Here is a 26,569-nt window from a genome sequence, read left to right on the forward strand (position 1 = left end):
TGCTCACGGATGTCCCTTCGTCGTCGGTCTGTTCTCTGGCGGTGCGGAATCAGGTGTGAACCACGGCAGTACGGCCGTCGTCGTGGGCGCGGCCGCGGGGCTCCGGCCGGTGCCCGGCGTACGGCGCAGCTCGGGGAGTTTCGCGGTCACCCCGGTCAGGTGCGGGGGGCGGTGCCGCCGCCCGGCGCGGGCCGGGGCGCGCGAGGAGCCGGGCCGCACCTTGTCGACGATCGCCATACCGATCCGGAACACGGCGGCCGGGACGACGATCCACAGCAGGATCCAGAAGAGCGTGACGCCCCAGGGACGCCCGACCCCCCAGGGCTGTTCGGCCAGCACCTTGCCGCCGTACTTCAGCGAGACCTGGTAGTCGCCGTGGGCGCCCGCCGCCAGTTCGACCGGCAGCCGGATCTGCGCCTTGTGGCCGGACTCGATGGTGCCGCGCCACTGCTGCTCCTCCCACTGCGGGGCGAAGACTCCGTGCGCGGTGCCGACCCGGAACACCGGGTCCTTGACGGGCGCGGAGCCCAGATTGCCCACGGTGAAGACCAGTTGACGGGAGGGCGGGGCGCCGAACCAGGTGAGGATGCCGCTGTCGCCCTCCAGCCGGGTGGTGGCCAGGACCGCGAGTCTGCCGCTCCCGGTCTCCTTCGGCAGGGCGGCGACCGGGTGCCCGGCGACGACGAACGCCGCGTCGGCGGTGGCCTGTTCCCCGGTGACGGTGGCGACATGCACCACACAGGGGCAGGGTACGGGCGGTTCGGTGACCGGCATCTTCTTGCGGAAGCCGCCCTTGGTGTCGGTGGTGACGGCACGGCCTTCGGCGTTCGCGCAGGAGTTGGTGCCGCCGATCACGCCACGGTCCGGCGTGGCCTGTCCGCAGATCAGCATCATCAGCAGCGTGTTCGGACGCCAGCCGCTGCCCCGGACGGTGATCTCACCGCCCTTGCCCGCCTGCGACCGGGACAGGGTCACCCCGGGGTCCGCCGAGGCGGACGTCGTACCCGCCGCCTCGGCGCCGGTCGTGCAGAGCATCAGCAGGGCGGGCAGCAGTGCGCCGAACAGCACGGCCGCCCACCGGTGTCCGCCGCTGCGGAGTGCCGCCCCTGCGGCCTGTCCAGTCACGATTCCGCTCCCGCCTTCGCCACGTGCCTTCTCCTGGAGTGCCGTTGATCTCCCGAGAACCGTCGGGGTCCGTCGTCGTCCGGCGGCCGCGCGCGTGAGCGCCGGACACCCGGGACCTGGAGAAAGGACCTATCGGCCCACGACTCCCTGTCCACGCCTGGTCAGCCAGAGCACCCCCGCCGCGCCGGTCAGCAGCACCGTGCCGCCGAGCGTCCCGAGTGCCGTGGCCGAGTCGAGCGGACCGGTCTTCGGCAACTGCCCGCTGTCGTCCGTGGTGCTCTCCGTGCTCTCCGTACCGCCTGCGGCCGTCACGTCGAGCTGGAGCGAGGGGCCCGGGTTGTTGGAGGGGGTGCAGGTCGTGGTCGTACCGAGCGCCTTGATGGTCAGCACACCGGCGGTGAAGGTGACCTTGCCGCTCTTCTTCGGGGTGTACGTGCCCGACAGGTCACTGATCTTGATGGGCGCGTTGGCGGTGATGGCCGTGGAGTTCGACGGTCCGGAGACCTTGACCTCGCCGGAGTCCGCGCCTCCCACCTTGATGATCGCACTGGGGTTCATCGCCCCCTTGCCAAGTTCGACCGGGCTGGCGGAGACGCCCTTCTGAAAGGTCATCGTGAGCTTGTAGCTGCTGCCGCTCTTGACGCTCTTGATGTCGATGGGAGACACCGCGCCCTTGTCCCCGATCGGGGTCTTGCACTGGTAGTCGACGTCCACGACCGTCGCGTGCGCGGCGGGCGCGGTCATCAGCACCACCGTGCCCGCCAGCGCGGACGCCAGCGCGAGAGCTGTTCGCTTCTGGTAGGACACTTGAGTTCCCCTCATGCCGGAGGTCGTCGCACGCCGGTTCGCACCGACGCACATTACTGACGGCGCATCAGATCGGGCGCTCAAGGTACGCCGGAGGCCCCGTGGAGGGAAGACAAAGAGCGCGCCGATCCGGCGCGCTCTTCAAAGGTGCGTACAGGGGACCCCGCAGCCACGGACGGGGCTGCGGGTACGGGGCTACACGGGGACGGGGGCGGCCAGTTCCGCCCAGACGGTCTTGCCTGCCCGGCCCACCACCCGCTGAACGCCCCAGTCCAGGCAGAGCCGTTGCACGATGAACATGCCGTGCCCGCCGGGTCGGCCGGCCCGGTGCGGGGTGCGCGGTGCGGGCTGTCCCGCGCCGGAGTCGACGACCTCCACCCGCAGGACCTTCGCCGTGCAGGCGATCCGCATCTCCTCGGGCCCGTCCGCGTGCAGGCAGGCGTTGGTGACCAGTTCGGAGACGACCAGCAGGACGTCCTCGGCGGCGGCCCGTCCGTCGGCGCTCCTCGCGGGGAGCCAGCCCCAGTCGTGAAGCGCCTGGCGGGCGAAGTCACGGGCCGTCGGCACGACGGCGCCGATCCCCCGCAACGACAACGTGCGCCACTCCCGCTCGGCCGGTTCCAAGGAGGCCGCGTCGACGCCCGCGTCCGCGCGGGAGCCCGTACCGGCGCCCTCCGGCTCGCGGCCGAGGTCGCCCGGCGGATGCTGCCGGGTGGTGCTCATCAGCGCTTCACCTCACCGATTCACCCTGTGTCGCCATCGAACAGTTACCAGTACAGACGGAGTGCGGGGGCGCCCACGAGTCCGCCGGGTTTCTCCTGCCCGGCCGAATCACGACAACACCCACTTCATCCCTGCGGATCGCGTGTCACGGGCGACCCATGGGGCGCCCGGGGCCGCGAAACACTTCGCAGCCTTAGGTATCCAGGGCCGATCGGAGGGAGTCATGGACAGTGAAGACCGCCTCGGCCCCCGTGATCTCGAAGACCCGCGCCACCACCGGCAGCATTCCGGCCAAATGGACCCCTCCCCCGGCCGCCTCCGCCTTGAGGCGGGCACCGAGCAGCACATTGAGCCCGGTGGAGTCGCAGAATTCGAGTCGCGAGCAGTCGACCACCAGGCGCACGCGCCCCTGGTCGACCGCGCTCTCCAGGGGTTCCCGCAGCAGATCCGCCGTGTGGTGATCCAGCTCACCCACCGGCGTCACGACCTCGCTGCGCCCTTCGGTACGGACCTCGACCTGAAGCCGTCCCCGGTTCGCACTGCCGACCGTCCCGCGGTCCATGCCCGTCCCTCTTCGTCGTTCGTCGCTGCCTGCGCCTCTGCGTGTGCAGATGCGTATGTGCTGTCACTGACGCCCTCGAAACAGTACGCGTTTCGTTCGCCACGTGGTAGCCGAAGACCTCAACAAACCGTACATACCGTATCAATTGGTTCTTGTAACTGCCGGTCCGGACCGGGTATGGGTAGGAGGACACCCACAACTACGTCGGCTACGGAGGCGCCGCTTCACCGCAGGAAACACGTATGGGCATCGGCAGCCATATGCCGAGAACGATGGAGGAGACCATGTCACCCCGGCTCGACGGAACGCGCACCCACAACGCGACGTCAGCAGGTCCTCAGGGACTGACCCCCTCAGAATCCCCTGCCGCGAACGCCGAGAACGGCACGCGCGACAGCAGTACCGACAGCATCACCGCGGGCGGCGCAGCCCTCGGCCACGGCGTCGCCGAAGGCCTCGAAGGGCTTCCCGAGATCCCGCCCCCCGACGAAGTGGATCCGCTGGACGCCAGGGCCCTGTCGAAGACGCTCTTCGAGCGGCTCGGCTCCCTCGAAGAGGGCACCCACGAGTACGCCTACGTCCGCAACACGCTCGTCGAACTCAACCTGGCCCTGGTCAGGTTCGCCGCCGCCCGGTTCCGTACCCGCAGTGAACCGATGGAGGACATCGTCCAGGTCGGCACCATCGGCCTGATCAAGGCGATCGACCGCTTCGAGCTCAGCCGGGGCGTGGAGTTCCCGACGTTCGCGATGCCGACCATCATCGGCGAGATCAAGCGCTTCTTCCGCGACACCAGTTGGTCCGTGCGTGTACCGCGCCGGCTTCAGGAGCTACGGCTCGACCTGGCCAAGGCGGGCGACGAGCTCGCCCAGAAGCTCGACCGTTCGCCCACTGTGGGCGAGCTCGCCGACCGCCTCGGCATCGCTCCCGAAGAGGTCGTCGAGGGCATGGCCGCGAGCAACGCGTACACCGCGAGCTCGCTGGACGCCAAGCCCGAGGAGAGCGAGCACGAGAGCGCGCTGGCGGACCGCATCGGTTACGAGGACCACGGGCTCGAAGGCATCGAGTACATCGAGTCCCTGAAGCCGCTGATCGCCTCGCTGCCGGGGCGCGACCGCACCATCCTCTCGCTCCGGTTCGTCGCCAATATGACGCAGTCGGAGATCGGTGAGGAACTGGGCATCTCCCAGATGCATGTGTCGCGGCTGCTCTCCCGCACGCTGGTCAAGCTCCGCAAGGGCCTGACGCTGGAGGAGTGAACGCGCCGCCCTCGTGTTCCCGCGTCGCACCCGCCGGGCGCGACGCGATCGTTTGCGGAAGGACCCGCCCGCCCGAGGGACGGGTCCTTCCGCATGAGTGACGTGGCGTCATCAAGGTTCTTCTGCAGCCGGGTTACGGAGGCGTGCACCCCCGGGGGCGCTCAGGCGACACGTTCACCGCGCTGCCAGACCGCGTGGACCAGCGGGACTCCGGGCCGGTAGGCGAGGTGGACGGGGCTGGGCGCGTCGAGGACGACCAGGTCGGCGCGGGCGCCGGGCGTGATGCGGCCGATGTCCGTGCGCCGCAGGGCCGCCGCGCCGCCCGCGGTGGCGGACCAGAGGGCCTCATCCGGAGTCATGCCCATGTCGCGTACGGCGAGGGCGATGCAGAAGGGCATGGAGGAGGTGAACGACGAGCCCGGGTTGCAGTCGGTGGAAAGCGCCACGGTGGCACCCGCGTCGAGGATGCGGCGCGCGTCCGGCCAGGCGGCGCGGGTGGAGAACTCGGCACCGGGCAGCAGGGTCGCGACGGTGCTTCCCTGGGCCAGCGCGTCGACGTCCACGTCGGTGAGATGGGTGCAGTGGTCGGCGGAAGCCGCGTCGAGCTCGACGGCGAGCTGGACGCCGGGGCCGTGGCCGAGCTGGTTGGCGTGGACGCGGGGGTGCAGTCCCCTGGCCCGGCCCGCGGTGAGGACGGCACGGGCCTGGTCGCCGTCGAAGGCGCCCTTCTCACAGAAGACGTCGACCCAACGGGCATACGGGGCACAGGCGTCGAGCATCGCTCCGGTGACCAGGTCGACGTAGCCGGCCGGGTCGTCGGCGTAGTCCGGGGGGACGATGTGGGCGCCGAGGTAGGTGACCTCGTCGGTGTGCCGGGCGGCGATGCGCAGGGCGCGGGCCTCGTCCTCGACGGTGAGGCCGTAGCCGGACTTGGTCTCCAGCGTGGTGGTGCCCTGGCGCAGCGCCTCGGCGAGGTAGCGGGCGACGTTGGCGGAGAGTTCGTCGTCGGTGGCGGCGCGGGTGGCGGCGACCGTGGTCCTGATGCCGCCCGCACTGTAGGGGCGGCCGGACATCCGGGCGTTGAACTCCTCGGTGCGGTCGCCCGCGAAGACCAGGTGGGAGTGTGAGTCGACGAAGCCGGGGATCACCGCCCGTCCGCCCGCGTCGACGGCGTTGTCAGTGGCGGGTGCTTTCCTGGTCTCACCGGTCCACACGACCCGGTTGCCCTCGATGACGACGGCCGCGTCGTGTATCGGGCCCAGGGGTGACTCCGCGTGCAGGGAGGGATCGTTGGTGACCAGTGTGGCGATGTTGATGATGGCGGTCGTCGTCATCGGGCGACTGCTCTCCTCGTGTGTCGGCGTGCGGGGCGGCCTGTCGGTGGGCCCGCGGGGCGTCGGTGCGGGCACCTCGCGGGCCGGTCTCCGATTCGGTGCGCGACGGGCTCTCGGTGGTCGACGGGCTCTCAGTGGTGCAATGCCGCGATGGCCGAGGCGAGCGCCGCGGGGACGTCCTCGACCAGCGTGTGCTGCCCGTCACGGACGATGTGCCGGCCTGCCACGACCGTGTGCCGCACATCGGCCGCGGAGGCGGCGAATACGACTGCTTCGGCAGCGAGCCGGGGTGTGGGCCCCGCTGTTCTGACGGAGTCCAGGGCGACAGTCACCAGATCGGCGGGAGCACCGGGTTCGATGGTGCCCGCCGAGGGCCGGCCGAGCGCGGCGTGCCCGTCCGCCGTCGCGGCGCGCAGCAGGGCGGACGTCGTCCAGTGGCCGCGTGCCCGGGTGCGCAGGCGTTCGTGGAATTCCATCGCCCGCGCCTCCTCGAAGAGATCGATCACGGCGTGGCTGTCGCTGCCGAGGGAGAGCGGCGAGCCGGCGCGCTGGAGGGCGACGGCGGGGCCGATTCCGTCGGCCAGGTCGCGTTCCGTGGTGGGACACATGCAGGTGCCGGTCGACGAGGAGCCGAGGAGCGTGATGTCCTCGCCGGTGAGGTGGGTGTTGTGGATCCCGGTGGTGCGCGGTCCGAGAACCCCGTGGTCGGCGAGGAGCCGGGTGGGGGTGCGGCCGTGCACGGCGAGGCAGGCGTCGTTCTCCGCGGTCTGTTCGGAGAGGTGGACGTGGAGCGGAGCCCGTCGTTCCGCCGCCCAGGCCGCCACCGTGGAGAGCTGCGCCGCGGGGACGGCGCGCACGGAGTGCACGGCCGCACCGATCAGGGCGTGGTCGCTGCCCTTGAGGAGGGAGACGCGTTCGGCCCAGGCGTCCGCGGTGCCGTCGGAGAAGCGCACCTGGTGCTGGTCGGGCTCCTGGTACTGGGTGGGTCGCCGGCCGAATCCGGCGGAGAGATAGGCGGTGTCCAGCAGGGTGATCCGAATGCCGGCCTCGCCCGCCGCCGCGATCAGTGCCTCGCCCATCGCGTTGGGGTTGTCGTACGGGGTGCCGCCCGGCGCGTGGTGCAGATAGTGGAATTCGCCGACCGCGGTGATGCCGGCCAGGGCCATTTCGGCATACACGGCACGGGCGAGCGCGTAGTACGAGTCGGGGGTGAGCCGGGAGGCGACCTGGTACATGACCTCGCGCCACGTCCAGAAGGTTCCGGAGCCGACCTGGACGGTGGAGCGCAGGGCCCGGTGGAAGGCGTGCGAGTGGGCGTTGGCGAGCCCGGGGAGGGTCAGCCCGCGCAGCACGGTGGCGCCGGGCGGCGGGGTGGCGACGCCGGTGCGGACACCGGCGATGATCCCTCCGGACACGTCCAGGGCGACGCCCGGTTCGACATGGGTGCCGAGCCAGACATGGGACAACCAGTACGTCTCGGTGACGGGCCTGCCCGTCGGTTCCGTTGTCAGCTGCACGCGAGACCTTCCAGTACATCGGCGAGAGCGATCACCCCGGCCGCGCAGTCGTCCTCGGCGGCATGCTCGGCCGGCGAGTGCGAGATCCCGGTGGGGTTCCGTACGAACAGCATGGCGGTGGGGACCGAAGCGGACAAAATACCTGCGTCGTGTCCGGCGCCCGTGCCGAGGACGGGCACGGCACGGCCGGTGCCGCTCCGTCCCGCGAGGATCCTGCCGAGCTCGTCGCGCAGGGCGTGCTCGAACTCCACGACGGGCGTGAAGGACTCCCGCACGACGTCGAGGTCGACACCGGCCCGTTCGGCGTGCTCCCGAGCGGCCCGTTCGATGCCGGCGACCACGGTGTCGAGGCGGTCCTGGTCGGCGGCGCGGGAGTCGAGCCAGCCGCGGACGAGGGAGGGGATGGCGTTGACGCCGTTCGGCTCGACGCTGACCTTGCCGAAGGTGGCGACGGCTCCGGCGAGTTCCGCCTCCCGGCGGGCGGCCAGCACGGTCTCGGCGTACGTGAGCATCGGGTCGCGCCGGTCGGCCAGCCGGGTCGTGCCCGCGTGGTTGGCCTCGCCCCGGAAGTCGAACCTCCAGCGTCCGTGCGGCCAGATCGCGGAGGCGATGCCGACCGGGTCGCCGGTGAGGTCGAGGGCGCGTCCCTGCTCGACATGGAGTTCGACGAACGCACCGATGCGGCCGAGCCGTTCGGGGTCGGGGCCGAGGGAGTCGGGGTCGTACCCGGCCGCCTCCATGGCCTGGGGCAGGGTGACGCCGTCCCCGTCCCGGAGCCGGTGTGCCGCTTCGACGGTCAGCTGCCCGGCGGCGAGCCGGGAGCCCACGCAGGCGAGCCCGAAGCGGGCCCCCTCCTCGTCGCCGAAGTTGCTGATCGCCACCGGCCGGGCGAACTGCACGCCTCTGCCGCGGAGTTCGTCGAGCGCGGCGAAGGAGGAGACCACCCCGAGCGGACCGTCGAAGGCGCCGCCGTCCGGTACGGAGTCGAGATGCGATCCGGTGACGACGGCGTTCCCGGCGAGGGGGTCACCGAGCCAGGCCCACTGGTTGCCGTTGCGGTCGACCTCGTAGGTGAGCCCGCGCGCCTCGGCCTGCGCCCGGAACCAGGCGCGGCAGTCGGCGTCGGCGGCGGTCCAGGCGTAGCGGCGGTAGCCCCCGCTGTCCCGGTTCCGGCCGACCGGCAGCAGCTCGCGCCACATGTCCTGGAACGACGTCGCACCGGCCCCGCCCGCCGCCAGCGGCGCGGAGCCGCCGTCTCCCCTGTGGTTCACCGACCCGGTACCGCCCTCGCGGGTCACGGCCCCTCCGTCATGGGCACGCGCACGCCCTGGTCCGCGGCGACGGACTCCGCGAGGTCGTACCCGGCGTCGACGTGCCGGATGACCCCCATGCCCGGGTCATTGGTGAGCACTCGGCGGATCTTCTCGCCCGCCAGCCGCGTACCGTCGGCGACGGTCACCTGCCCGGCATGGATGGAGCGCCCCATGCCGACGCCGCCGCCGTGGTGGAGGGAGACCCAGGAGGCCCCCGACGCCACGTTGACCATGGCGTTCAGCAGCGGCCAGTCGGCGATCGCGTCGGAGCCGTCGAGCATGGCCTCGGTCTCCCGGTACGGGGAGGCCACGGAGCCGCAGTCCAGGTGGTCGCGTCCGATGGCGAGCGGGGCGGCCAGTTCACCGGAGGCCACCATGTCGTTGAACCGCTCGCCGGCCCGGTCGCGCTCGCCGTAGCCGAGCCAGCAGATCCGGGCGGGCAGTCCCTGGAAGTGGACCCGCTCGCCGGCCATCCTGATCCAGCGGTGCAGGGACTCGTTCTCGGGGAAGAGTTCGAGCATCGCCCGGTCGGTCCGGTGGATGTCGGACGCCTCCCCGGACAGCGCGGCCCAGCGGAACGGGCCCTTGCCCTCGCAGAAGAGCGGCCGGATGTACGCGGGGACGAACCCGGGGAAGTCGAAGGCCCGGTCGTAGCCCGCGAGCCGGGCCTCGCCGCGGATCGAGTTGCCGTAGTCGAAGACCTCGGCCCCGGCGTCCATGAAGCCGACCATCGCCTCGACGTGCCGGGCCATCGACTCCCGCGCACGCCGGGTGAAGTCGTCGGGCCGCCAGGCGGCGTACGAGGCCATGTCGTCGAAGTCGATGCCGACCGGCAGGTACGACAGGGGGTCGTGCGCGCTGGTCTGGTCGGTGACGATGTCGATCGGCGCACCCTCGGCGAGCATCCGCGGCAGCAGCTCGGCCGCGTTGCCCAGCAGGCCGATGGAGAGCGGCCTGCGGGCGTCCCGGGCCTCGGTGGCCAGCGTGAGCGCGTGCTCCAGGGAGTCGGCCCGCACGTCGAGGTAGCGGTGCTCGATCCGGCGCTCGATGGCGCGCGGATCGCAGTCGATGCAGATCGCGACCCCGTCGTTCATGGTCACGGCGAGCGGCTGGGCGCCGCCCATGCCGCCGAGTCCGGCGGTCAGGGTGATCGTGCCGGCCAGCGTCCCGCCGAATTTCTTGGCCGCGACGGCGGCGAACGTCTCGTAGGTGCCCTGCAGGATGCCCTGCGTACCGATGTAGATCCACGATCCGGCGGTCATCTGGCCGTACATGGTGAGCCCGAGTGCCTCCAGGCGGCGGAACTCCTCCCAGTTCGCCCAGTCGCCCACCAGGTTGGAGTTGGCGATCAGTACCCGCGGCGCCCACTCGTGCGTCTGCATGACGCCGACCGGGCGCCCGGACTGGACAAGCATCGTCTCGTCCTGCTTGAGCGTCCGCAGCGTGCGCACCATCGCGTCGAAGGAGCGCCAGTCACGGGCCGCCTTGCCGGTTCCTCCGTAGACGACGAGCTGGTCGGGATGCTCGGCGACCTCGGGGTCGAGGTTGTTCTGCAGCATGCGCAGGGCGGCCTCCTGCTGCCATCCCAGGGCGCTCAGTTCCGTACCGCGCGGAGCCCGTACGGGGCGGGGTCCTGACATGGCGATGCCTCCTCGCATCCTGTAACTCTTCTATTCACATCCTGAGGTTCTGAATACTCGTAGTCAACAGGAACGGTGCGGCCCGTGGGGTGAACGTGGTCGGCCAGGCCGGCCCAGGTACGCCCCCCTTCGGGCCTCTCCCCGCCCGCACCCTCCCGGCATCCCTCTCGCATGTACCGAAGGAAAATGCCAGAACTCCCACCTGGGACAGGCACGTTGCGTAACCTCTGTGTCGCAGTCGTACGTCTGTCGGAAGGGAATGCGTGTGCCCGGTATCGACGAGTGTCTGCTCGACGTCATGAGGCTGCCCGGCGCCCGCGGAGCCGCAGTGGTCGACTGGACGAGCGGCCTCGCCCTCGGCACCGTCGGCGAATCGCCCAACGGTGACCACGAGGCCACCGCGGCGGAGACGGCCGAGGTCGCACGGATGGCGGCCGAGCAGCCGGCCTTCGCGGCACAGGCCCCCGGGGCCGCCGGCCCCCTGCCGGACACGGCCGTGGCGGGTACGCCGCCCCCGGTCGAGGACGTCATCGTCACCACCCGTGCCGGGTACCACATCCTCCGCTTCGTCGAGACGGCCTTCGACAGCAGCGTCTTCCTCCACCTCTGGCTCGACCGCGCGGAAGGCAATCTCGCCCTCGCCCGATTACGCCTGGGCGAGTTGGCCGAGCGGATGGTCCTGTCATGAGTTCCGTCCCCTTACAGGTCACGTCCCTCTCCCCGATGCTGCAGCGCCTCGCCGCCGAACGAGCCACCGGCGCCCTGGTGCGCGACCGCGGCACCCTCTATCTCGCCGAGGGACAGGTGGTGCACGCCGAGAGCCCGGCGACGCCCGGCATCGACGTCCTGCTCACCACGGGCGGCACCCTGCACCGGGACGGCTGGTGGGAGGCGGTCGCCGCGGCAGGCACCGGGCAGCGGGTCGGCCGCTACCTGGTGGACAGCGGGCGCATACCCGGCGGGGCGCTGGAGCTGTGCCATCTGGGCGCGCTCTACGACGCGGCGTACTTCGCGCTCTCCCCCACCCGCACCCCGGCCCGCTTCCGCTACGGGGTCTCCCACTGGATCGGCCCGGTACGCCCCGTCGCCGTCGACGCCGTGCAGCGCGAGACGCTCCGGCGCCGGGAACTGCTGGAACGCATCTGGCCCGACGCGGTGACCGACAGCGCACCGCTCGTACGGACGGCCCATCGGGCCGACGCCTCCGTTCCGCCGGGCGGGCGCCGCGTGCTCGAACTCGTCGACGGGGTGCGTACCGCATCGGACATCGCCCAGGAGCTGGGCCGGCTGGCGTTCCACGTCCTGGTCGATCTGCGACGCCTGGCCGCGGCCGGACTGGTCCAAGCCGTCCGGGCATCGGCCGATGCGGCCGGTGCGGGCCGCATCTCGTTTCCCGAGGTCACGGCCGACCCCGACGTCGCGCTGCTGCGCCGGCTCCGAGACGCATTGGAGGCCCTGTGATTCGCGCGCTCAGACAGCGTGCCGGGAGGAGACAGCTGATGGTGCCCGAGGTCGCGGTGCAGGACGTCCTGGACGAACTCCAGCGGTTACGGGCCCGGGTTCCGCTCCTGTCCGGCGCCGTGGCGGCCAGCACCGACGGCCTCGTCCTGGCCCATGACGCCCCGGGCCTGGAGGCCGAGGGCATCGCCGCGCTGACCGCGGCCGGGCTCGGCGTCGCGCTCCGGATGGCGGAGGCGACGGGCCGGGGCGGCTTCCGTGAACTTCTCGTGCGGGGCGAGAGCGGCTACCTCGCGACGTACGCGGCCGGTTCCTCGGCCGTCCTGACGTTGCTGGCCGAGGACCGGATCAATGTCGGCAGGCTCCATCTGGAGGGCCGCCGGGCGGGGGCCAGGATCGGCGAACTGGTCGACACCGCGCTGGAACGCGCCGTGCACTCCGCACCCCCGAGCAGCGCCCCGGAGCGGCGCCCGGCACAGCCGGGCCCGCTGCCGCACCGCACCTGACCTCCCATGCCCCGGAGAAAACCCAAGGATCCGGCCGTCCCGGCCGGCCACGAAAGGAAACGAGCACTCATGGCGAACACCGAAGCGTCATTGAAGGAAGCGATGACGTCCATCGAGGGCACCCTCGGTGTCGCCCTCGTCGACTACACCAGCGGAATGGCGCTGGGCACGCTCGGCGGCGGCAAGGACTTCAACCTGGAGGTCGCGGCGGCGGGCAACACCGATGTCGTCCGCGCCAAGCTCCGCACGATGGAGCACCTCGGCCTCCAGGACGAGATCGAGGACATCCTGATCACGCTGGGCAGCCAGTACCACCTGATCCGGCTGCTCAAGGCGCGCGGGAACACCGGGCTCTTCCTCTACCTGGTGCTGGACGGCCGCCGCGCCAACCTGGCGATGGCCCGCCACCAGCTGAAGCGCATCGAGGCCGAGCTGGAGGTCTGACCCGGCGGCCTCAGTGCCGACGGCCTCAGTGCCGGCGCCGCGCCCCGCCGGGCGCGGCGTCGCCCGCCATCGGGCCGGTCTTCCGGTAGCCCTTCACCTGCTTGCCGGCGGGCCGTCCTCGCTCCACCCAGTCGGTCCGCACCCAGTACAGGACGTCGTCCCGCTGCTCGCGACGCCCGATCCGGACGGCCTTGATCCAGAGCCCGGCCCCGGCCCCGGCGAGGACCAGTCCCCCGGCCGCGGGCAGCAGGAACGCGCTCGCCACCGCCACGAGGAACGCGCCGAGCAGCCACCACCGGTGCCCGCGCCGCCAGGCGCGTATGGTCACGTCCCGGTCCTGAAGGAAGTCGGACCGGCCGGCCCGGGCGGCCCCCGTGGCCAGCTCCGCGTACCGCCGGCCGCGGACGAGCGCCACCAGGGCTGCGGTGATCAGGAACAGTGCGGCTCCGGCCAGCAGCCCGATCCGGCGTCCGGTGAGCCCCGGGACCAGCGCGCCGATCGCCGCCGCGATCAGCCCCGGCCACCACAGCGGTGCGGCTCCTGCCCGTACGACCACGGCCACCCTGGCCAGCGACTGCGCTCCGCGCCCCACGTCCGTGCCCCTCTCGGCAGCTCCCTCTGTCTTCTTCCCGGGCGGACAGTAGCGGCCGCGGATGAGCAACGTCTGAGAATCACGGAGACCGCCGGGGCAGCCCACGCCGAGCACCGGGGCGCGAACCCGGCACCGGGCACCTGGTCACTCCACGAACAGGCCGCGGGCCGCCGCACTCGCGTCGAAGTCCTCCAGCCGCGCCTGCGCTTCGGGCAGGTCGTCGCACATCGTCTCCAGCAGCACCCGCCCCAGCAGCATGGGAGCGCACGCCGTGTCGAAGGCGAGCCCGGTGCCGACGGCGGCAGGGATCAGCAGATCGCTGCACTTGGCCACGGGCGCGAAAGCGGAGTCGGCCACCGACACGACGGTCAGCCCGAGCTCCTGCGCATGCGCGAGGGCGTCCACGACCTCCTTCGGGTGGCGGGGCAGTGCGAAGCAGATCAGGGCCGTGGCGCCGGCCCGCCGCACGGCGTCGAGCCGGTCGTACAGCATGGTCCCGCCCTCGTCGAGCACCCGCACATCCGGATGGACCTTGGCCGCGAAGTACCCGAATCCGCGGGCCTGCGAGGAGGCGGCCCGCAGCCCGAGCACCGGCAGCGGCCGCGAGGCCGCCAGCAGCCGGCCCGCCCGCTCGACCGGACCGGGGTCGGCGAGCAGTTCGGCCAGGTGCCGCAGGTTCTCCATCTCGGCCAGCACGGCCTGCTGGTACTCGTTGTACGCCTCGCCGCCGTCCGGGGCCGGGGACTGCTCGGCGGGGGCGACCTCCCGCAGATGTCTGCGGAGCGCCGGATAGCCGTCGAAGCCGAGCGCCACGGCGAACCGCGTGACGGACGGCTGGCTCACCCCGGCAAGCTCGGCCAGTTCCACACTCGACAGGAACGGGACCTCCCCGGCCCGGCGCACCATCGAGTGGGCGATGCGCCGCTGAGTGGGTGTGAGCCGGCGCCCCTCGAAGAGCTGCTGCAACCGCGCGGCCGGGCTGCTCCCGCTCATGCTGTCCCCTCGGTAGATCCGTCGCGCCAGGTCCGGCGCCGACACTCATCCATTCAGCCAGCAAGCCGCCTGCATGTCCATATGCAGTGGCGCTGACCGGCCGGCCACGGCGGCGGGTGGTGCCGAGGGGGACGCGAACACGGGGGCTACCACCACTGTGCGGGACGCCTTTGGCGCCTAGCGTGGATTCATGAATACCCGCGACTCCGAGCTCAAGAAGGAGCTCGACGCCACCCTGCACGCCCGTAGTGAGCTGGGTCCGGACTACGAGGCCGCACTCGTCGAGTCGTTCCTGGAGAAGGTCGAGCAGCGTCTCGACGCCACACTCGACCGCCGGGTGCGACGTCACCTCGCCGAGCAGCAGGTGCGCATCGCCAGAGGGGCGTCCTCCTCGCATCCCCTGGCCGGCTTCGGCGAGCGCTACGGCTTCGGGATCATCTCCCTGGTCCTGGCCGTCCCGCTGTCGGCGATCGGCGCGGATGCCGCCGGCACCAAGGGGCTGGTCATCTCCTGGCTCGGGATCGTCGCCGTCAACGCGGTGCACAGCGCCCGCCGGCTGCCCGGGTTCCTGCGCCGTACCGAACGCCCGGGGCCCGACTGGGACGACTGACGGCCGAGCCACCGGCCTCCGCGCCGTCGCACAAGAGGGGTCGCGCAAGAGGTATTGCGCGGGGACCGCCGCACCCCCGGTTTCCCAGGGGGCGGGACGACGGCGGTCCCCGCGAGGGACACGGGTCCGGGTCAGGGCCGGTCACCGTGTCCGGGCGACGATGGAGGTCCGGGAGCCGCTCCGTAGTCCGTGTCGCCGTACCGGGTGTCGACTGGTTTCCCTGCCGACGCCCATCAATCTGCCGTAGTCGTGTTAAGCCGGTGCTGCGCACACGTGTCGCGCTCGTACCGTTTTCGCGAAGCCCGGCCTCACGACGGCCGCGTTACGGCTTGCCGGTCGCCGCGTCCTTGGCAAGGAAGGCCAGCAGGTCCTGCCTGCTGACGACGCCCTTCGGCTTGCCCTCCACCAGCACGATCGCCGCGTCCGCCGCGTTCGTGCCGCCGAGCACCGCCATCAGGTCCTCGACCGGTTCACCGGATCCGACCTGCGGGAGCGGCGGCGACATGTGCTTCTCCAGCGGGTCGGAGAGCGAGGCGCGCTGGGCGAACAGGGCGTTCAGCAGCTCCCGCTCCACCACCGAACCGACGACCTCGGCGGCCATCACGTCCGGGTGTCCCGCACCCGGCTTCACGATCGGCATCTGCGAGACGCCGTACTCGCGCAGGACGTCGATCGCCTCGCCGACGGTCTCCTCGGGGTGCATGTGGACGAGCGTGGGGATCGGGCCGTCCTTGTGGGCGAGCACGTCACCGACGCGCGCCGAGGGGCCGGTGTCCTCCAGGAAGCCGTAGTCGGCCATCCACTCGTCGTTGAAGATCTTGCTGAGGTAACCGCGGCCGCTGTCGGGCAGCAGCACGACCACCACGTCGTCCGGGCCCAGCCGCTTCGCGACCTCCAGCGCGGCGACGACCGCCATTCCGCAGGAACCGCCGACCAGCAGCCCCTCCTCCTTGGCGAGGCGGCGGGTCATCTGGAAGGAGTCCTTGTCGGACACGGCGACGATCTCGTCGGTGACCGTACGGTCGTAAGCGCTCGGCCAGAAGTCCTCGCCCACGCCTTCGACGAGGTACGGGCGGCCCGAGCCGCCGGAGTAGACCGAGCCCTCCGGGTCCGCGCCGACGACCTTGACCGAGCCGCCGCTGACGTCCTTCAGATAGCGGCCGGTGCCGCTGATCGTGCCGCCGGTGCCGACGCCCGCGACGAAATGGGTGATCTTCCCCTCCGTCTGCTGCCACAGCTCCGGACCGGTGGTCTCGTAGTGGGAACGCGGGTTGTTCGGGTTGGAGTACTGGTCGGGCTTCCAGGCTCCCGGTGTCTCACGGACCAGCCGGTCGGAGACGTTGTAGTACGAGTCGGGGTGTTCGGGGTCGACGGCCGTCGGGCAGACGACGACCTCGGCACCGTAGGCGCGCAGCACATTGATCTTGTCGGTGGACACCTTGTCCGGGCAGACGAAGATGCACTTGTATCCCTTCTGCTGGGCGACGATCGCGAGGCCGACGCCCGTGTTGCCGCTGGTCGGCTCGACGATGGTGCCGCCGGGCTGCAACTCGCCGCTCTGTTCGGCGGCCTCGATCATGCGCAGGGCGATGCGGTCCTTGACCGAACCACCGGGATTGAAGTACTCGACCTTGGCCAGGACCGTCGCCTGGATGCCGGCCGTCACACTACGCAGCCTCACCAGCGGGGTATTGCCTACGAGACTGATCAACGAATCGTGGATTTGCACCGTGTACTCCGGGGTCTCCGAGATAGTGCGGCAAGGGTATGCGGACAGGCGGGGGTTCGGGCGAAGCAAGGGGGCGAAGCGATTGAGGGACGGCCGCTGCGGGGCAGTTAGCTGAGAGAAGGGCGGTACGGCAACGAGGAGGTGGACCGGACTGTGTCGAGGGCGAGGGTGGCACGGAGGATCGCAGCGGGTGCGGCCTACGGCGGCGGCAGCATCGGGCTGCTGGGCGCGGCGACGGTCGGCATCCTGCTGGCGGAGGTCCAGCTGGCGAAACGGCATGTGGGCGGCGGTGTCGCACCGGTTCCGCCGAGCGCCGACGGGCGGTACGGGGTGGCGTTCACCGGTCCCTCGGAACCCCTGCGGCTGGGCTTGCTGGGTGACTCGACGGCGGCCGGGCAGGGGGTGCGCCGGTCCGGGCAGACACCGGGGGCGCTGCTCGCCTCGGGGCTCGCGGCGGTGTCGGAGCAGCCGGTGGATCTGCGCAATGTGGCACAGCCGGGCGCCCGGTCGGACGACCTGGAACGACAGGTCTCGCTGCTGCTCGCCGACACGTCCCGCACGCCGGACGTCTGCGTGATCATGATCGGGGCGAACGACGTGACGCACCGGATCCCCGCCACCCAGTCGGTGCGCTGTCTGACCACCGCCGTGCGCAGGCTGCGTACGGCGGGTGCGGAGGTGGTGGTCGGCACGTGCCCGGATCTCGGCACCATCGAGCCGGTGTACCAGCCGTTGCGCTGGCTGGCCCGGCGGGCGAGCCGGCAGCTGGCGGCGGCCCAGACGATCGGTTCGGTGGAGCAGGGCGGGCGCACGGTGTCGCTGGGAGACCTGCTGGGTCCGGAGTTCGAGGCGAATCCGCGGGAGTTGTTCGGCCCCGACAACTACCACCCTTCGGCGGAGGGGTACGCCACAGCGGCGATGGCGGTCCTGCCCACGCTCTGTGCGGTGCTGGGGCTGTGGCCGGAATCCGACCGGCTGGACGGGGCACGGCGCGAGGACATGCTGCCGGTGGCCGAGGCGGCCTCCCAGGCGGCCGGCGAGGCCGGTACGGAGGTCACCGGGGCACGGGCGCCCTGGGCTCTGCTCAAGCACCGCCGGCGGCGGCGGCTGCCCGCGGCCACGGAGCCCCGTCCGCACCCGGTGACGGAGGAGGAGACACCCACGGAGCCCACGGCGCCCACGGAGCCCTCGGCGCCCACGGGGACGCAGGAGGAGTCCCCCTCGCCGGGGGCCCCTGGGGAGGCGGCCCCGCCGCAGCTCGGACGGACGGCCCCGGAGGCGCGGGAGGAGGCGCGCGGCAAGCCGTACCACGATCCGTACGGGCACAGCCGGGCAGAGACACAGGGCGCGGCAGAGGGAGATCCGCACGACCTGCGCGCCAACTGATCAACTGAGCGGGCGCTTAGAAAAGAGGTCGGCGTCACACAGGCTGTCCGGTGACCCAGCCCTTACGTCCGGGTAACTTCCCTTGAGTACCTGCCAGAATCCCGTTTCCAGCCCTCATGGAGCCGCGTGATGCCCGAAGCCGTGATCGTCTCTGCTGCCCGTTCCCCCATCGGCCGGGCCTTCAAGGGTTCGCTGAAGGACCTGCGTGCGGACGACCTGACCGCCACGATCGTCCAGGCCGCACTGGCGAAGGTGCCCGAGCTGGATCCGAAGGACATCGACGACCTGATGCTCGGCTGCGGCCTCCCGGGTGGCGAGCAGGGCAACAACCTGGGCCGCATCGTCGCCGTACAGATGGGCATGGACCACCTTCCCGGCTGCACGATCACCCGCTACTGCTCGTCCTCCCTCCAGACCAGCCGGATGGCGCTGCACGCCATCAAGGCGGGCGAGGGCGACGTCTTCATCTCGGCCGGTGTCGAGATGGTGTCCCGTTTCACGAAGGGCAACTCCGACAGCCTGCCGGACACGCGCAACCCGCTGTTCGCCGACGCCGAGGCCCGCACGGCGGCCCGTGCGGAGCAGGGCGGCGAGGGCTGGCACGACCCGCGCGAGGACGGCCTGGTCCCGGACGCCTACATCGCGATGGGGCAGACCGCGGAGAACCTGGCCCGGTTCAAGGGCGTCACCCGTGAGGACATGGACGAGTTCGGGGTCCGCTCGCAGAACCTCGCCGAGGAAGCCATCAAGAACGGGTTCTGGGAGCGCGAGATCACCCCGGTCACCACACCGGACGGCACGGTCGTCTCGAAGGACGACGGTCCGCGCGCGGGCGTCACCCTGGAGGGCGTGCAGGGCCTGAAGCCGGTCTTCCGCCCCGACGGCCTGGTCACCGCGGGCAACTGCTGCCCGCTCAACGACGGCGCCGCCGCGCTCGTGATCATGTCGGACACCAAGGCGCGCGAGCTGGGCCTGACCCCGCTGGCCCGGATCGTCTCGACGGGCGTCTCCGGCCTCTCCCCCGAGATCATGGGATACGGACCGGTGGAGGCCAGCAAGCAGGCGCTGAAGCGGGCCGGGCTGACCATCGACGACATCGACCTGGCCGAGATCAACGAGGCGTTCGCCGCCCAGGTGATCCCCTCCTACCGCGACCTCGGCCTGCCGCTGGAGAAGGTCAACGTCAACGGCGGTGCCATCGCCGTGGGCCACCCCTTCGGCATGACCGGCGCCCGGATCACCACCACGCTGATCAACAGCCTCCAGTTCCACGACAAGCAGTTCGGCCTGGAGACCATGTGCGTGGGCGGCGGCCAGGGAATGGCGATGGTCATCGAGCGGCTGAGCTGAGCTGGGCTGAAGCGGAGCTGAGCCGAAGCTGATCTGAGGCCGGGCCGAGCTGAGCCGAAGCGGAAGCTGGCCGGTTCTGAGCCCCCAATCGTGACCGAATCTCCCCCAGGATGTGATGTATCTCCTGGGGGAGAGCCATTTCCGCAGGTCACACGCATATTGGGGCTAAAACCCGGGCCCAAAGACCTGTCCAATTCGTGACGTAATGCACTGACACCGGGCACGGGGAGAGGAGAAGCTGAGGTAGGAAGTCGGGGAATCTATCGGAATCGGGAGTATGTCAGTGAGCGCCTTGCCTTTTGCCCTGATGCTGACCACCGCTGCTGCCACGGCCGTCGGTGCCGCGGCTCTGCACGCTGCTCATGGGCTGCGCAAGCAGATCACGGCCCTTCGGACGGAGCTGGCCGCAGCCCACGTCCAGGGTGTTTCCGTACCCGCGCAGAGCCGGCACGACCGTACCCCTGCCACCGAAATACGCGCCGCCGTGGCCGAGGCACTTGCCGAGGAGCGGGAGCGCGAGCTCGCCGAAGCCCGTGCCTTCTGGGCCGCCCAGGAAGCGCGGGATGCCGCCGATGCCCCGTCCCTGCTCGGCGGCCTGACCGGGATCAGCGAGGACGGGCCGTTCTTCGTCCCGCGCCAGGCCGACTTCGCGGGCCTGGAGGCGACGGACCTGGACGCCCCCGAGGCGCTCGAAGAGCTGACCGAGCTGGCGGACATGACCGAGCTGCCCGAGGCGGCGGAGTTCGCCGAGGACTCCCCCGAGCTGGCTGCGGCCCGTCGCCGCCACCCGTCGCACCCCGACTTCGTCCCGGTGCAGACCTCGGTCGTCACCGACCACGAGCGCACCGTGAACCGCCTCGAAGAGCTCGCCGAAAGCCGCACGGAACTCGCCGATGTACGCCCCGGCCCGCTCGGCACCCTCGACGTCTACGTCTTCGCCGACGGCACCACGCTCTGTATGACCCCCGGCCACCGCGAGACGGCCGAGCGCCTCGCCGAGTCGCTGCTCGCGGGTGAGCACCCGGTCCTGCTCGGCGGTTCGGGCATCTCCGGCGCGTACGCCCTGACCTTCTCCTGCGGCGAGGAGAACGTCTACATCCTCGCCGACCGCGTCATCGCCTCGTTCTGACCCGGGGGCGTTCGGGCGAGACGGCTCCCACCGGCCGCAGTTCCACAGCACCCGCCCCCGGTCCCGGTCCGACCGCCCAACCGCAGCTACGCGAATGCCCGCGCTGCGGCTTCCTCCACGAATCGCACGGCCTCGTCCAGCTCCGCCGACGAGGCCGTTTCCAATGCCACCGCCAGGTCGCGACCGGCCACCGCGAGCTGGTCGCCGATGGCGAAGAGGCCGGCGTCCGGCATCACCCGCGGCTCCCGCTCCGGCGCCTCGATGCGCTGGGCCCGCAGCGCCAGTTCTCGGGCCGCGGCCAGCCCTTCCGCAGCCGCTCCCCGCTGCAGACGGCTCTGCGGGGCGGCGCGCAGCCGGTCGGCGAATCGGTCCACGGCGGTGATCAGAGGGGTCGTATCGAGCACAGCGTGACCTTACGCCCCCGGTACGGTCACCGAGGGATCGAGACCTCCGGCCCGGCTCCGCACGGAGCGGGCCCGCCCTCATCGGGCATCGGGCACCCGCCCACATATCCGCCCGCCCCTGAGCAGGCCCCCGAGTACGCCTCTCTCCGTGCCGCGCGAAGCGCACCCTGGCCAGGAGCCCCTGGGTGCGCCGAAACGGGCTCGGCCCGCAGGCGCTGTGCCTGCGGGCCGAGTCCGTTTTCGTTTGGTGCGTGTGTCAGTCGTCGCCGCTGAGGATGGAGAGCAGACGCAGCATCTCCAGGTAGATCCACACGAGGGTCATGGTGAGGCCGAAGGCCGCCAGCCAGGACTCCTCGCGCGGCGCGCCGAACGCGATGCCGTCCTCGACCTGCTTGAAGTCCAGGGCCAGGAAGCACGCGCCGAGAATGATCCCGATGATGCCGAAGAGGATGCCGAGGCCGCCGCTGCGGAAGCCGAGGCCGTCGCCGCCGCCGAAGACGGCGAACAGCAGGTTGACCACCATCAGGAGCATGAAGCCCATGGCGGCGGCCATCACGAAGCCGTAGAAGCGGCGGGTGACGCGGATCCAGCGCATCTTGTACGCGAGAAGCACACCGGCGAAGACACACATGGTGCCCATCACCGCCTGCATCACGACGCCCGGCCCGATGTATGTGCTGACGGTGCTGGAGATCACTCCGAGGAAGACACCCTCGAAGGCCGCGTACGCGACGATCAGCGCAGGAACGGGCTTGCGCTTGAAGGACTGGACGAGCGACAGGACGAACGCCACCAGGGCGGCGCCGATCGCGATGCCGTAGGACTTGCCGAGGTTGGCCTCGTCGACCGGGAGCAGGGCCCAGGCGAGGGCCGCACCCAGCACCACGGTGCCGAGCGTGATCGCGGTACGCGTGACGACGTCGTCGATCGTCATCGCGCCGGTGCGCGCGGGCGCCTGCGGAGCGCCGTACGGGGCATCCTGCTGGGCGTAGGGGTTGGTCGCGTACGGGTTGGCGGCGGTGCCCTGTGCGTACGGGTTGGCGCCCGCGACGGGGGCCCCGGCCTGCGGCGCCGCGTTGAAGCCCGCGTATCCGTTGTCGCGGCTGAAGCCCCGTCGCGAGAAGACCGGGTTGCTGCTCCTCATCTCACTCCTCCATGGCCACCCTGCGCGGCCTTCCCACAAGAGTAATGGGTAGGCAAAAGAATCAGGCTAGTGCTTGGGGAGGATCTTTTCGTACACCTCCGCGCCGAAACCGGCATTCGGCCGGGACGGGTCCGCTCACCGGCCGCCGAGAAGCCGTATCGGGTCGGCCGGTCGCCGGCCGGTCGCCACTCAGCCGTCACTCGGCCGGCCGTCACTCAGCCGGCCGTCACTCAGCCGGTCGTCACCCACGCGGGCGTACGTCCCGGGCGCGGGCCCGGCGGAGAGGCCGCGGTCGCCGGGGGAGCCCGGGGACACCCTCACCCGCCGCAGCGCGTGCACCTCCCGCCCTCCGCCCCGAGCGGGACGTTCATACACGCCCTCCGCCGGTACGGCGATGCAGCCCTGTCCCTTGGTGCGGTCGGCGGCGCGTTCCGTCCGGCATCCTCAACGGCCGCCTCGCAGTCTCGGTCTGACGTGCTGTCATGTCACGCGTGTTCCGGTCATCCACGCCGACCGGACCGTGCACGCGAGGTGGTGCCCGGAACCGGACTCGAACCGGTACGCCCCCGAGGGGCAGCGAGGTTTAAGCTCGCCGTGTCTGCTTTCCACCATCCGGGCCAGGAACGCGGCTCTGCGTTGGCACATGACCCTATCCGGGGGCTTCCCCCGATCATCCGGGCAGTGGCGCGATGTTGTCTTATTTTATTGACTGTTTGAGGGTTCGTCAGCAGTGAGTGAGGACATCGTCACACGCCTGGGCGTGGTAGCGGACATGACGGCCTGTCACCCGAATTGACGTAAAGTCGCCGCAGCGGAGCGGTGCACCCGCCAGGCACGCGCTCGGGTCCGCCAGACATGCACCACCCTTGCGGGCAACAGCGTTGTTGACGTACCGCACACCGCGGACGCACCCCGGGACTCCGAGTCCGCGCACACCGCCCCTGGTGACCTGCGGCACGGCCCTCTCCGCAGGCGGCAGCGTGATGATCATCTCGTCCACCTCGACCGCCACCGCCCAGTCGGCCGAGGCCGGTACCCGCGGCGCACAGCAGCAGGTACCGGCCTCGGCCCGGCCGGGCGCCGGTGTCCCCCGCCGCCCGGTTCGTGCCGAACGCTGTCAGCCGGTCGCCGACGCCGTCCAGTCGCGGGCTCGCAGCGGCATGCGGGAGGCCCCGCCCTTCGCCGGGCGCACCGCGAGGATCTGGTTGACACCGATCTTGTTGCGCTCGAAGGAGAGGGCGGACGCGGCCATGTAGAGGCGCCAGACCCTGGCCCGTCCCGGCGAGGCCATCCGGACCGCGCGGTCCCAGCCCTTCTCCAGGTTGGCGACCCATTCGCGCAGGGTCAGCGCGTAGTGTTCGCGGATCGACTCGACATCACGGGTCTCGAAGCCCGCGTCTTCGAGGATGGTGATGGTCCGCCCCACGGGCGCCAGTTCGCCGTCCGGGAAGACGTAGGCGTCGATGAACGCGTCCACGCGATAGGCGGACTCGTCCTTCTCGGGACGGCGGGCGATCTGGTGGTTGAGCAGCCGGCCGCCGGGTTCGAGAAGCGCGTAGAGGTCGTCGGCGTACTCACGGAAGCGGACCGAGCCGACATGCTCGGCCATGCCGATGGAGGAAATGGCGTCGTACGGGCCGTCACCGACGTCCCGGTAGTCCTGGACCCGGATCTCGACCCGGTCGGTCAGGCCCTCTTCCGCGACGCGTTTCCTGGCATGGACGGCCTGTTCGACGGAGAGGGTCACTCCGGTGACCCGGGCGCCGTACTCGCGGGCCGCGTGGATGGCCATGGAGCCCCAGCCGCAGCCGACGTCGAGGAGACGGTCTCCCGGCTTCAGGGCGAGCTTGCGGCAGACCAGGTCGAGCTTGTCGCGCTGGGCGTCCTCCAGGCTCTGACCGTCCTTCCAGTAGGCGCAGGAGTAGACCATGGACGGGCCGAGGACCAGTGCGTAGAAGTCGTTGCCCACGTCGTAGTGGTGGCTGATGGCTTCCTTGTCGCGGCGCCTGGTGTGGAGGGCACCGGTGCGGCGGGGCACCTCCTCGGGCGGTGGGGACGGCGGGAGCCAGGGGCCCGCGAGCTGCAACAGTCCTTTGGCGAAGGCCCGCACCTTCGGGTCGCGGACCGGATGGATGCCGGCCCCGGCCTTCGCGCCACGGTCCCAGATGAGCGAGGCCAGCAGGTCCAGGGCCTCGTACAGGTCGCCCTCGATGTCGAGATCGCCCGCCACCCAGGCACGGGCCAGGCCCAGTTCGCCCGGCTTCCAGAGCAGTCGGCGCAGTGCGCGACGGTTGCGGACGATCAGAACGGGGGCACCGGGCGGTCCGGATTCGCTGCCGTCCCAGGCCCGGATACGGACCGGCAGCTTCTCTTCCAGCAGTTCCTCGGCAAGAGCGGTCAGCCGCAATGCGGCGTCAGCCATGGCGCACACCTCCGTGATGGTGTTCCCAATGTGCCCAAACGTGCTCGAACATGCCTGCAACCACGCCGGGCACCCGTGGTGTCACGACGAGTTGCATCCGTGTCAACAGTCTGCGCCGAGTGCGGCATCCCGTTACCGCGCAACGGAACGGCAAAATACTTGTACGCCACATGCACCAACGGACGCCTCACCCGGGGCACTTGGCGTCACGGCCGGGCCATGCGCCCCGGCCGGGCGAGACCCGGACACGCCGAAGGGGCCGTCCGCACCACGGATGGCGGACAGCCCCTTCGGGGTTGTGCAGGTGCCGCGCGGGTGAGTGGGACCCGCGGGCGGGCTAGGAGGCCTTGGCCTTCTCGCCCTCGGCCTTGGCGGCGGCCGGTGCCGGCGCAGGCTTGGCGGCCTCGTAGAACTCCTCGCGCGGCGTCTCCATGGCGCCGAGCGAGACGACCTCGCGCTTGAGGAACATCGCAAGGGTCCAGTCGGCGAAGATCCGGATCTTGCGGTTCCAGGTCGGCATCGCCAGACCGTGGTAGCCACGGTGCATGTACCAGGCGAGACGGCCCTTGAGCTTGATCTTCATCTTGCCCATGACGATCATCGCAACGCCCTTGTGCAGCCCCAGACCGGCGACGGCACCCTTGTTGGCGTGGCTGTATTCCTTCTGCGGGAAGCCGCGCATCCCGGAGATGACGTTGTCGCCGAGGACCTTGGCCTGACGCAGTGCGTGCTGGGCGTTCGGCGGGCACCAGGCGTTCGGGTTGCCGGCCCTGCGGCCGATCATGTCCGGGACCTGGGCGTTGTCGCCGGCGGCCCAGATGTAGTCGGTGCCCTGCACCTGGAGCTTCTCGGAGGTGTCCACGTGACCGCGCGGACCGAGCGGCAGGCCGAAGCGGGCCAGCGCCGGGTTCGGCTTCACGCCGGCCGTCCACACGATGGTGTCGGAGTCGACCTCGAGGCCGTTCTTCAGGACGACGTGACCGTCGACGCAGGAGTCCATGGAGGTCGAGAGGAAGACCTCGACGCCACGGGACTCCAGGTGCTCCCGGCCCCAGGTGCCCAGCTTCGGGCCGACCTCGGGAAGGATCTTGTCGGCGGCGTCGACGAGGATGAAGCGCATGTCCTCGCGCTTCACGTTCGTGTAGTACTTCGCCGCGTCGCGGGCCATGTCCTCGACCTCGCCGATGGTCTCCGCACCGGCGAACCCGCCGCCCACGAAGACGAACGTCAACGCCCGGCGGCGGACGTCCTCATCGGTCGTCGAGTCGGCCTTGTCCAGCTGCTCGAGGACGTGGTTGCGCAGGCCGATGGCCTCCTCGATGCCCTTCATGCCGATGCCCTGTTCGGCCAGGCCGGGGATCGGGAAGGTGCGGGAGACGGCGCCCATCGCGATGACCAGGTAGTCGAAGGGCAGCTCGTAGGACTCGCCGACGAGCGGCGCGACCGTGGCGACCTTGCGGTCCTGATCGATGGTCGTGACGCGGCCGGTGAGAACCTCGGCCTTCGGCAGGACGCGTCGCAGCGGGACGACGACATGCCGAGGCGAGATGCTGCCGGCAGCAGCTTCGGGAAGGAACGGTTGGTACGTCATGTACGAGCGCGGGTCCACGACCGTGACGGTCGCCTCCCCGTAGCGCATCTTCTTCAGAATGCGTCGAGCTGCGTACAGGCCTACGTACCCACCGCCTACTACGAGGATCCTGGGACGCTCCGTGGTGCTCATGGCATCGAGTATCCACCCCACTCAGGGGGCACGCTCGTGCGCCCCTTCACAAGGTATGACGGGCCCTCTGCTACACTGCGCGGCCCACGTGACCCAGGTCATGGTGCCGAAAGGAACCACCGACCGGGTCGCACACGTTATTCACCGCCTGTGAGCTGCTCCTTGAGCCTCCGGGACGGGTGGACCACCGCCCCGGTTCATCCACCGGCAACGCGCCCGGAACGGTCCCGTATTGGCACCTGACACCCCCTCGGACGGCCCTGGACACCCGTTCGGACCAGAACCACCCCCCTCAGGGCCGAAATCCTTGTGAAGAAGTTCACGAACTTCGTCGCGCCATGGCGCGCACGGAACCCCCCGGGCGGCCCACGAAGGCTCAGAAGTGCAGGCCACCGAGCG

General features: G+C 70.9%; 23 protein-coding genes, 1 tRNA gene and 1 pseudogene. 9 read left to right on the forward strand and 16 right to left on the reverse strand.

Annotated elements, in window-relative coordinates:
• Window positions 1-3 precede the first annotated feature (3 nt).
• From AB0L71_RS14070 to AB0L71_RS14085, 4 genes are all read right to left on the reverse strand, one after another.
• Window positions 4-1,035 carry a hypothetical protein gene (locus AB0L71_RS14070; RefSeq protein ID WP_365242484.1) on the reverse strand — a complete coding sequence of 344 codons (1,032 nt, stop codon included), beginning with the start codon at window positions 1,033-1,035 and terminating at the stop codon, window positions 4-6.
• A gap of 219 nt (window positions 1,036-1,254) precedes the next feature.
• On the reverse strand, window positions 1,255-1,932 hold the full coding sequence (locus tag AB0L71_RS14075) for a peptidase (RefSeq protein ID WP_365242158.1): 678 nt from the start codon (window positions 1,930-1,932) through the stop codon (window positions 1,255-1,257).
• A 195-nt stretch (window positions 1,933-2,127) separates the two neighbouring features.
• Entirely contained in the window at window positions 2,128-2,655 is a 528-nt protein-coding gene (locus AB0L71_RS14080) for an ATP-binding protein (protein ID WP_365242160.1), read from the reverse strand.
• 193 nt (window positions 2,656-2,848) lie between these two features.
• Window positions 2,849-3,217, reverse strand: a complete 369-nt coding sequence (locus AB0L71_RS14085) for an STAS domain-containing protein (protein WP_365242162.1) — start codon at window positions 3,215-3,217, stop codon at window positions 2,849-2,851.
• Window positions 3,218-3,501: 284 nt separating this feature from the next.
• Here AB0L71_RS14085 and AB0L71_RS14090 point away from each other — a divergent pair, with 284 nt between their 5' ends.
• Window positions 3,502-4,476 carry an RNA polymerase sigma factor SigF gene (locus AB0L71_RS14090; protein ID WP_365242164.1) on the forward strand — a complete coding sequence of 325 codons (975 nt, stop codon included), beginning with the start codon at window positions 3,502-3,504 and terminating at the stop codon, window positions 4,474-4,476.
• 161 nt (window positions 4,477-4,637) lie between these two features.
• Here AB0L71_RS14090 and hutI read toward each other — a convergent pair whose 3' ends face one another.
• From hutI to hutU, 4 genes are all read right to left on the reverse strand, one after another.
• Window positions 4,638-5,810, reverse strand: coding sequence for an imidazolonepropionase (gene hutI / locus AB0L71_RS14095; RefSeq protein ID WP_365242166.1), 1,173 nt, complete (start codon window positions 5,808-5,810; stop codon window positions 4,638-4,640).
• A gap of 131 nt (window positions 5,811-5,941) precedes the next feature.
• Entirely contained in the window at window positions 5,942-7,327 is a 1,386-nt protein-coding gene (locus tag AB0L71_RS14100; RefSeq protein ID WP_365242168.1) for a formimidoylglutamate deiminase, read from the reverse strand.
• Window positions 7,318-8,526 (reverse strand): allantoate amidohydrolase, encoded by a 1,209-nt coding sequence (locus AB0L71_RS14105; RefSeq protein ID WP_365242486.1) that lies wholly within the window; start codon window positions 8,524-8,526, stop codon window positions 7,318-7,320. The genes AB0L71_RS14100 and AB0L71_RS14105 overlap by 10 nt, the downstream gene beginning before the upstream one ends.
• 95 nt (window positions 8,527-8,621) lie before the next feature.
• Window positions 8,622-10,280 (reverse strand): urocanate hydratase, encoded by a 1,659-nt coding sequence (gene hutU, locus AB0L71_RS14110; protein WP_365242170.1) that lies wholly within the window; start codon window positions 10,278-10,280, stop codon window positions 8,622-8,624.
• Window positions 10,281-10,545: 265 nt separating this feature from the next.
• Between hutU and AB0L71_RS14115 the strand changes: the two genes are divergently transcribed.
• The 4 genes from AB0L71_RS14115 (at window position 10,546) to AB0L71_RS14130 (ending at window position 12,688) form a co-directional block, all read left to right on the forward strand.
• The gene (locus AB0L71_RS14115; RefSeq protein WP_365242172.1) at window positions 10,546-10,968 is read left to right on the forward strand and encodes a hypothetical protein; all 423 of its coding nucleotides are present in this window, start codon (window positions 10,546-10,548) and stop codon (window positions 10,966-10,968) included.
• Window positions 10,965-11,741, forward strand: coding sequence for a transcriptional regulator (locus AB0L71_RS14120; RefSeq protein ID WP_365242174.1), 777 nt, complete (start codon window positions 10,965-10,967; stop codon window positions 11,739-11,741). Before AB0L71_RS14115 ends, AB0L71_RS14120 begins: the two co-directional genes overlap by 4 nt.
• A gap of 38 nt (window positions 11,742-11,779) precedes the next feature.
• Entirely contained in the window at window positions 11,780-12,244 is a 465-nt protein-coding gene (locus AB0L71_RS14125; protein ID WP_365242175.1) for a roadblock/LC7 domain-containing protein, read from the forward strand.
• A 69-nt stretch (window positions 12,245-12,313) separates the two neighbouring features.
• Window positions 12,314-12,688 carry a hypothetical protein gene (locus AB0L71_RS14130; protein ID WP_365242177.1) on the forward strand — a complete coding sequence of 125 codons (375 nt, stop codon included), beginning with the start codon at window positions 12,314-12,316 and terminating at the stop codon, window positions 12,686-12,688.
• Between the two features lie 25 nt (window positions 12,689-12,713).
• Here AB0L71_RS14130 and AB0L71_RS14135 read toward each other — a convergent pair whose 3' ends face one another.
• Window positions 12,714-13,280: a hypothetical protein gene (locus AB0L71_RS14135; RefSeq protein ID WP_365242179.1), complete on the reverse strand. Its 567-nt coding sequence runs from the start codon at window positions 13,278-13,280 to the stop codon at window positions 12,714-12,716.
• A gap of 144 nt (window positions 13,281-13,424) precedes the next feature.
• Window positions 13,425-14,273 carry a MurR/RpiR family transcriptional regulator gene (locus tag AB0L71_RS14140; RefSeq protein WP_365242181.1) on the reverse strand — a complete coding sequence of 283 codons (849 nt, stop codon included), beginning with the start codon at window positions 14,271-14,273 and terminating at the stop codon, window positions 13,425-13,427.
• A gap of 190 nt (window positions 14,274-14,463) precedes the next feature.
• Here AB0L71_RS14140 and AB0L71_RS14145 point away from each other — a divergent pair, with 190 nt between their 5' ends.
• A complete protein-coding gene (locus tag AB0L71_RS14145) occupies window positions 14,464-14,883 on the forward strand; it encodes a hypothetical protein (protein ID WP_365242183.1) in 420 nt (139 codons plus the stop codon).
• A 322-nt stretch (window positions 14,884-15,205) separates the two neighbouring features.
• Here AB0L71_RS14145 and AB0L71_RS14150 read toward each other — a convergent pair whose 3' ends face one another.
• The gene (locus AB0L71_RS14150; RefSeq protein ID WP_365242185.1) at window positions 15,206-16,612 is read right to left on the reverse strand and encodes a cystathionine beta-synthase; all 1,407 of its coding nucleotides are present in this window, start codon (window positions 16,610-16,612) and stop codon (window positions 15,206-15,208) included.
• A gap of 168 nt (window positions 16,613-16,780) precedes the next feature.
• Here AB0L71_RS14150 and AB0L71_RS14155 point away from each other — a divergent pair.
• From AB0L71_RS14155 to AB0L71_RS14165, 3 genes and pseudogenes are all read left to right on the forward strand, one after another.
• A pseudogene (locus AB0L71_RS14155) lies at window positions 16,781-17,752 on the forward strand (SGNH/GDSL hydrolase family protein); the annotation flags it as partial.
• Window positions 17,753-18,127: 375 nt separating this feature from the next.
• Entirely contained in the window at window positions 18,128-19,348 is a 1,221-nt protein-coding gene (locus AB0L71_RS14160) for an acetyl-CoA C-acetyltransferase (RefSeq protein ID WP_365242187.1), read from the forward strand.
• Between the two features lie 307 nt (window positions 19,349-19,655).
• The gene (locus AB0L71_RS14165) at window positions 19,656-20,477 is read left to right on the forward strand and encodes a hypothetical protein (protein WP_365242488.1); all 822 of its coding nucleotides are present in this window, start codon (window positions 19,656-19,658) and stop codon (window positions 20,475-20,477) included.
• 86 nt (window positions 20,478-20,563) lie between these two features.
• Here AB0L71_RS14165 and AB0L71_RS14170 read toward each other — a convergent pair whose 3' ends face one another.
• From AB0L71_RS14170 to AB0L71_RS14190, 5 genes are all read right to left on the reverse strand, one after another.
• Window positions 20,564-20,881, reverse strand: a complete 318-nt coding sequence (locus tag AB0L71_RS14170; RefSeq protein ID WP_365242189.1) for a hypothetical protein — start codon at window positions 20,879-20,881, stop codon at window positions 20,564-20,566.
• Window positions 20,882-21,137: 256 nt separating this feature from the next.
• Window positions 21,138-22,025, reverse strand: coding sequence for a Bax inhibitor-1/YccA family protein (locus tag AB0L71_RS14175; RefSeq protein WP_365242191.1), 888 nt, complete (start codon window positions 22,023-22,025; stop codon window positions 21,138-21,140).
• A 532-nt stretch (window positions 22,026-22,557) separates the two neighbouring features.
• Window positions 22,558-22,643: transfer RNA gene (locus AB0L71_RS14180), tRNA-Leu, on the reverse strand.
• A gap of 499 nt (window positions 22,644-23,142) precedes the next feature.
• Window positions 23,143-24,447, reverse strand: coding sequence for a cyclopropane-fatty-acyl-phospholipid synthase family protein (locus AB0L71_RS14185; RefSeq protein WP_365242193.1), 1,305 nt, complete (start codon window positions 24,445-24,447; stop codon window positions 23,143-23,145).
• A gap of 337 nt (window positions 24,448-24,784) precedes the next feature.
• Window positions 24,785-26,170 carry an NAD(P)/FAD-dependent oxidoreductase gene (locus AB0L71_RS14190; protein WP_365242195.1) on the reverse strand — a complete coding sequence of 462 codons (1,386 nt, stop codon included), beginning with the start codon at window positions 26,168-26,170 and terminating at the stop codon, window positions 24,785-24,787.
• Window positions 26,171-26,569 lie beyond the last annotated feature (399 nt).

This window comes from Streptomyces sp. NPDC052052, assembly GCF_040680455.1.
Taxonomy (GTDB): Bacteria; Actinomycetota; Actinomycetes; order Streptomycetales; family Streptomycetaceae; genus Streptomyces.

What these genes read in the sequence shown, in the direction of transcription:
- AB0L71_RS14145 (WP_365242183.1), top strand. Translation starts at nt 14,464, where the DNA reads ATGAATACCCGCGACTCCGAGCTCAAGAAGGAGCTCGACGCCACCCTG.
- AB0L71_RS14080 (WP_365242160.1), bottom strand. Translation starts at nt 2,655, where the DNA reads ATGAGCACCACCCGGCAGCATCCGCCGGGCGACCTCGGCCGCGAGCCG.
- AB0L71_RS14160 (WP_365242187.1), top strand. Translation starts at nt 18,128, where the DNA reads ATGCCCGAAGCCGTGATCGTCTCTGCTGCCCGTTCCCCCATCGGCCGG.
- AB0L71_RS14130 (WP_365242177.1), top strand. Translation starts at nt 12,314, where the DNA reads ATGGCGAACACCGAAGCGTCATTGAAGGAAGCGATGACGTCCATCGAG.
- AB0L71_RS14185 (WP_365242193.1), bottom strand. Translation starts at nt 24,447, where the DNA reads ATGGCTGACGCCGCATTGCGGCTGACCGCTCTTGCCGAGGAACTGCTG.
- hutI (WP_365242166.1), bottom strand. Translation starts at nt 5,810, where the DNA reads ATGACGACGACCGCCATCATCAACATCGCCACACTGGTCACCAACGAT.
- AB0L71_RS14125 (WP_365242175.1), top strand. Translation starts at nt 11,780, where the DNA reads ATGGTGCCCGAGGTCGCGGTGCAGGACGTCCTGGACGAACTCCAGCGG.
- AB0L71_RS14090 (WP_365242164.1), top strand. Translation starts at nt 3,502, where the DNA reads ATGTCACCCCGGCTCGACGGAACGCGCACCCACAACGCGACGTCAGCA.
- AB0L71_RS14120 (WP_365242174.1), top strand. Translation starts at nt 10,965, where the DNA reads ATGAGTTCCGTCCCCTTACAGGTCACGTCCCTCTCCCCGATGCTGCAG.
- AB0L71_RS14085 (WP_365242162.1), bottom strand. Translation starts at nt 3,217, where the DNA reads ATGGACCGCGGGACGGTCGGCAGTGCGAACCGGGGACGGCTTCAGGTC.
- hutU (WP_365242170.1), bottom strand. Translation starts at nt 10,280, where the DNA reads ATGTCAGGACCCCGCCCCGTACGGGCTCCGCGCGGTACGGAACTGAGC.
- AB0L71_RS14070 (WP_365242484.1), bottom strand. Translation starts at nt 1,035, where the DNA reads ATGCTCTGCACGACCGGCGCCGAGGCGGCGGGTACGACGTCCGCCTCG.
- AB0L71_RS14175 (WP_365242191.1), bottom strand. Translation starts at nt 22,025, where the DNA reads ATGAGGAGCAGCAACCCGGTCTTCTCGCGACGGGGCTTCAGCCGCGAC.
- AB0L71_RS14140 (WP_365242181.1), bottom strand. Translation starts at nt 14,273, where the DNA reads ATGAGCGGGAGCAGCCCGGCCGCGCGGTTGCAGCAGCTCTTCGAGGGG.
- AB0L71_RS14165 (WP_365242488.1), top strand. Translation starts at nt 19,656, where the DNA reads ATGCTGACCACCGCTGCTGCCACGGCCGTCGGTGCCGCGGCTCTGCAC.
- AB0L71_RS14105 (WP_365242486.1), bottom strand. Translation starts at nt 8,526, where the DNA reads ATGTGGCGCGAGCTGCTGCCGGTCGGCCGGAACCGGGACAGCGGGGGC.
- AB0L71_RS14190 (WP_365242195.1), bottom strand. Translation starts at nt 26,170, where the DNA reads ATGAGCACCACGGAGCGTCCCAGGATCCTCGTAGTAGGCGGTGGGTAC.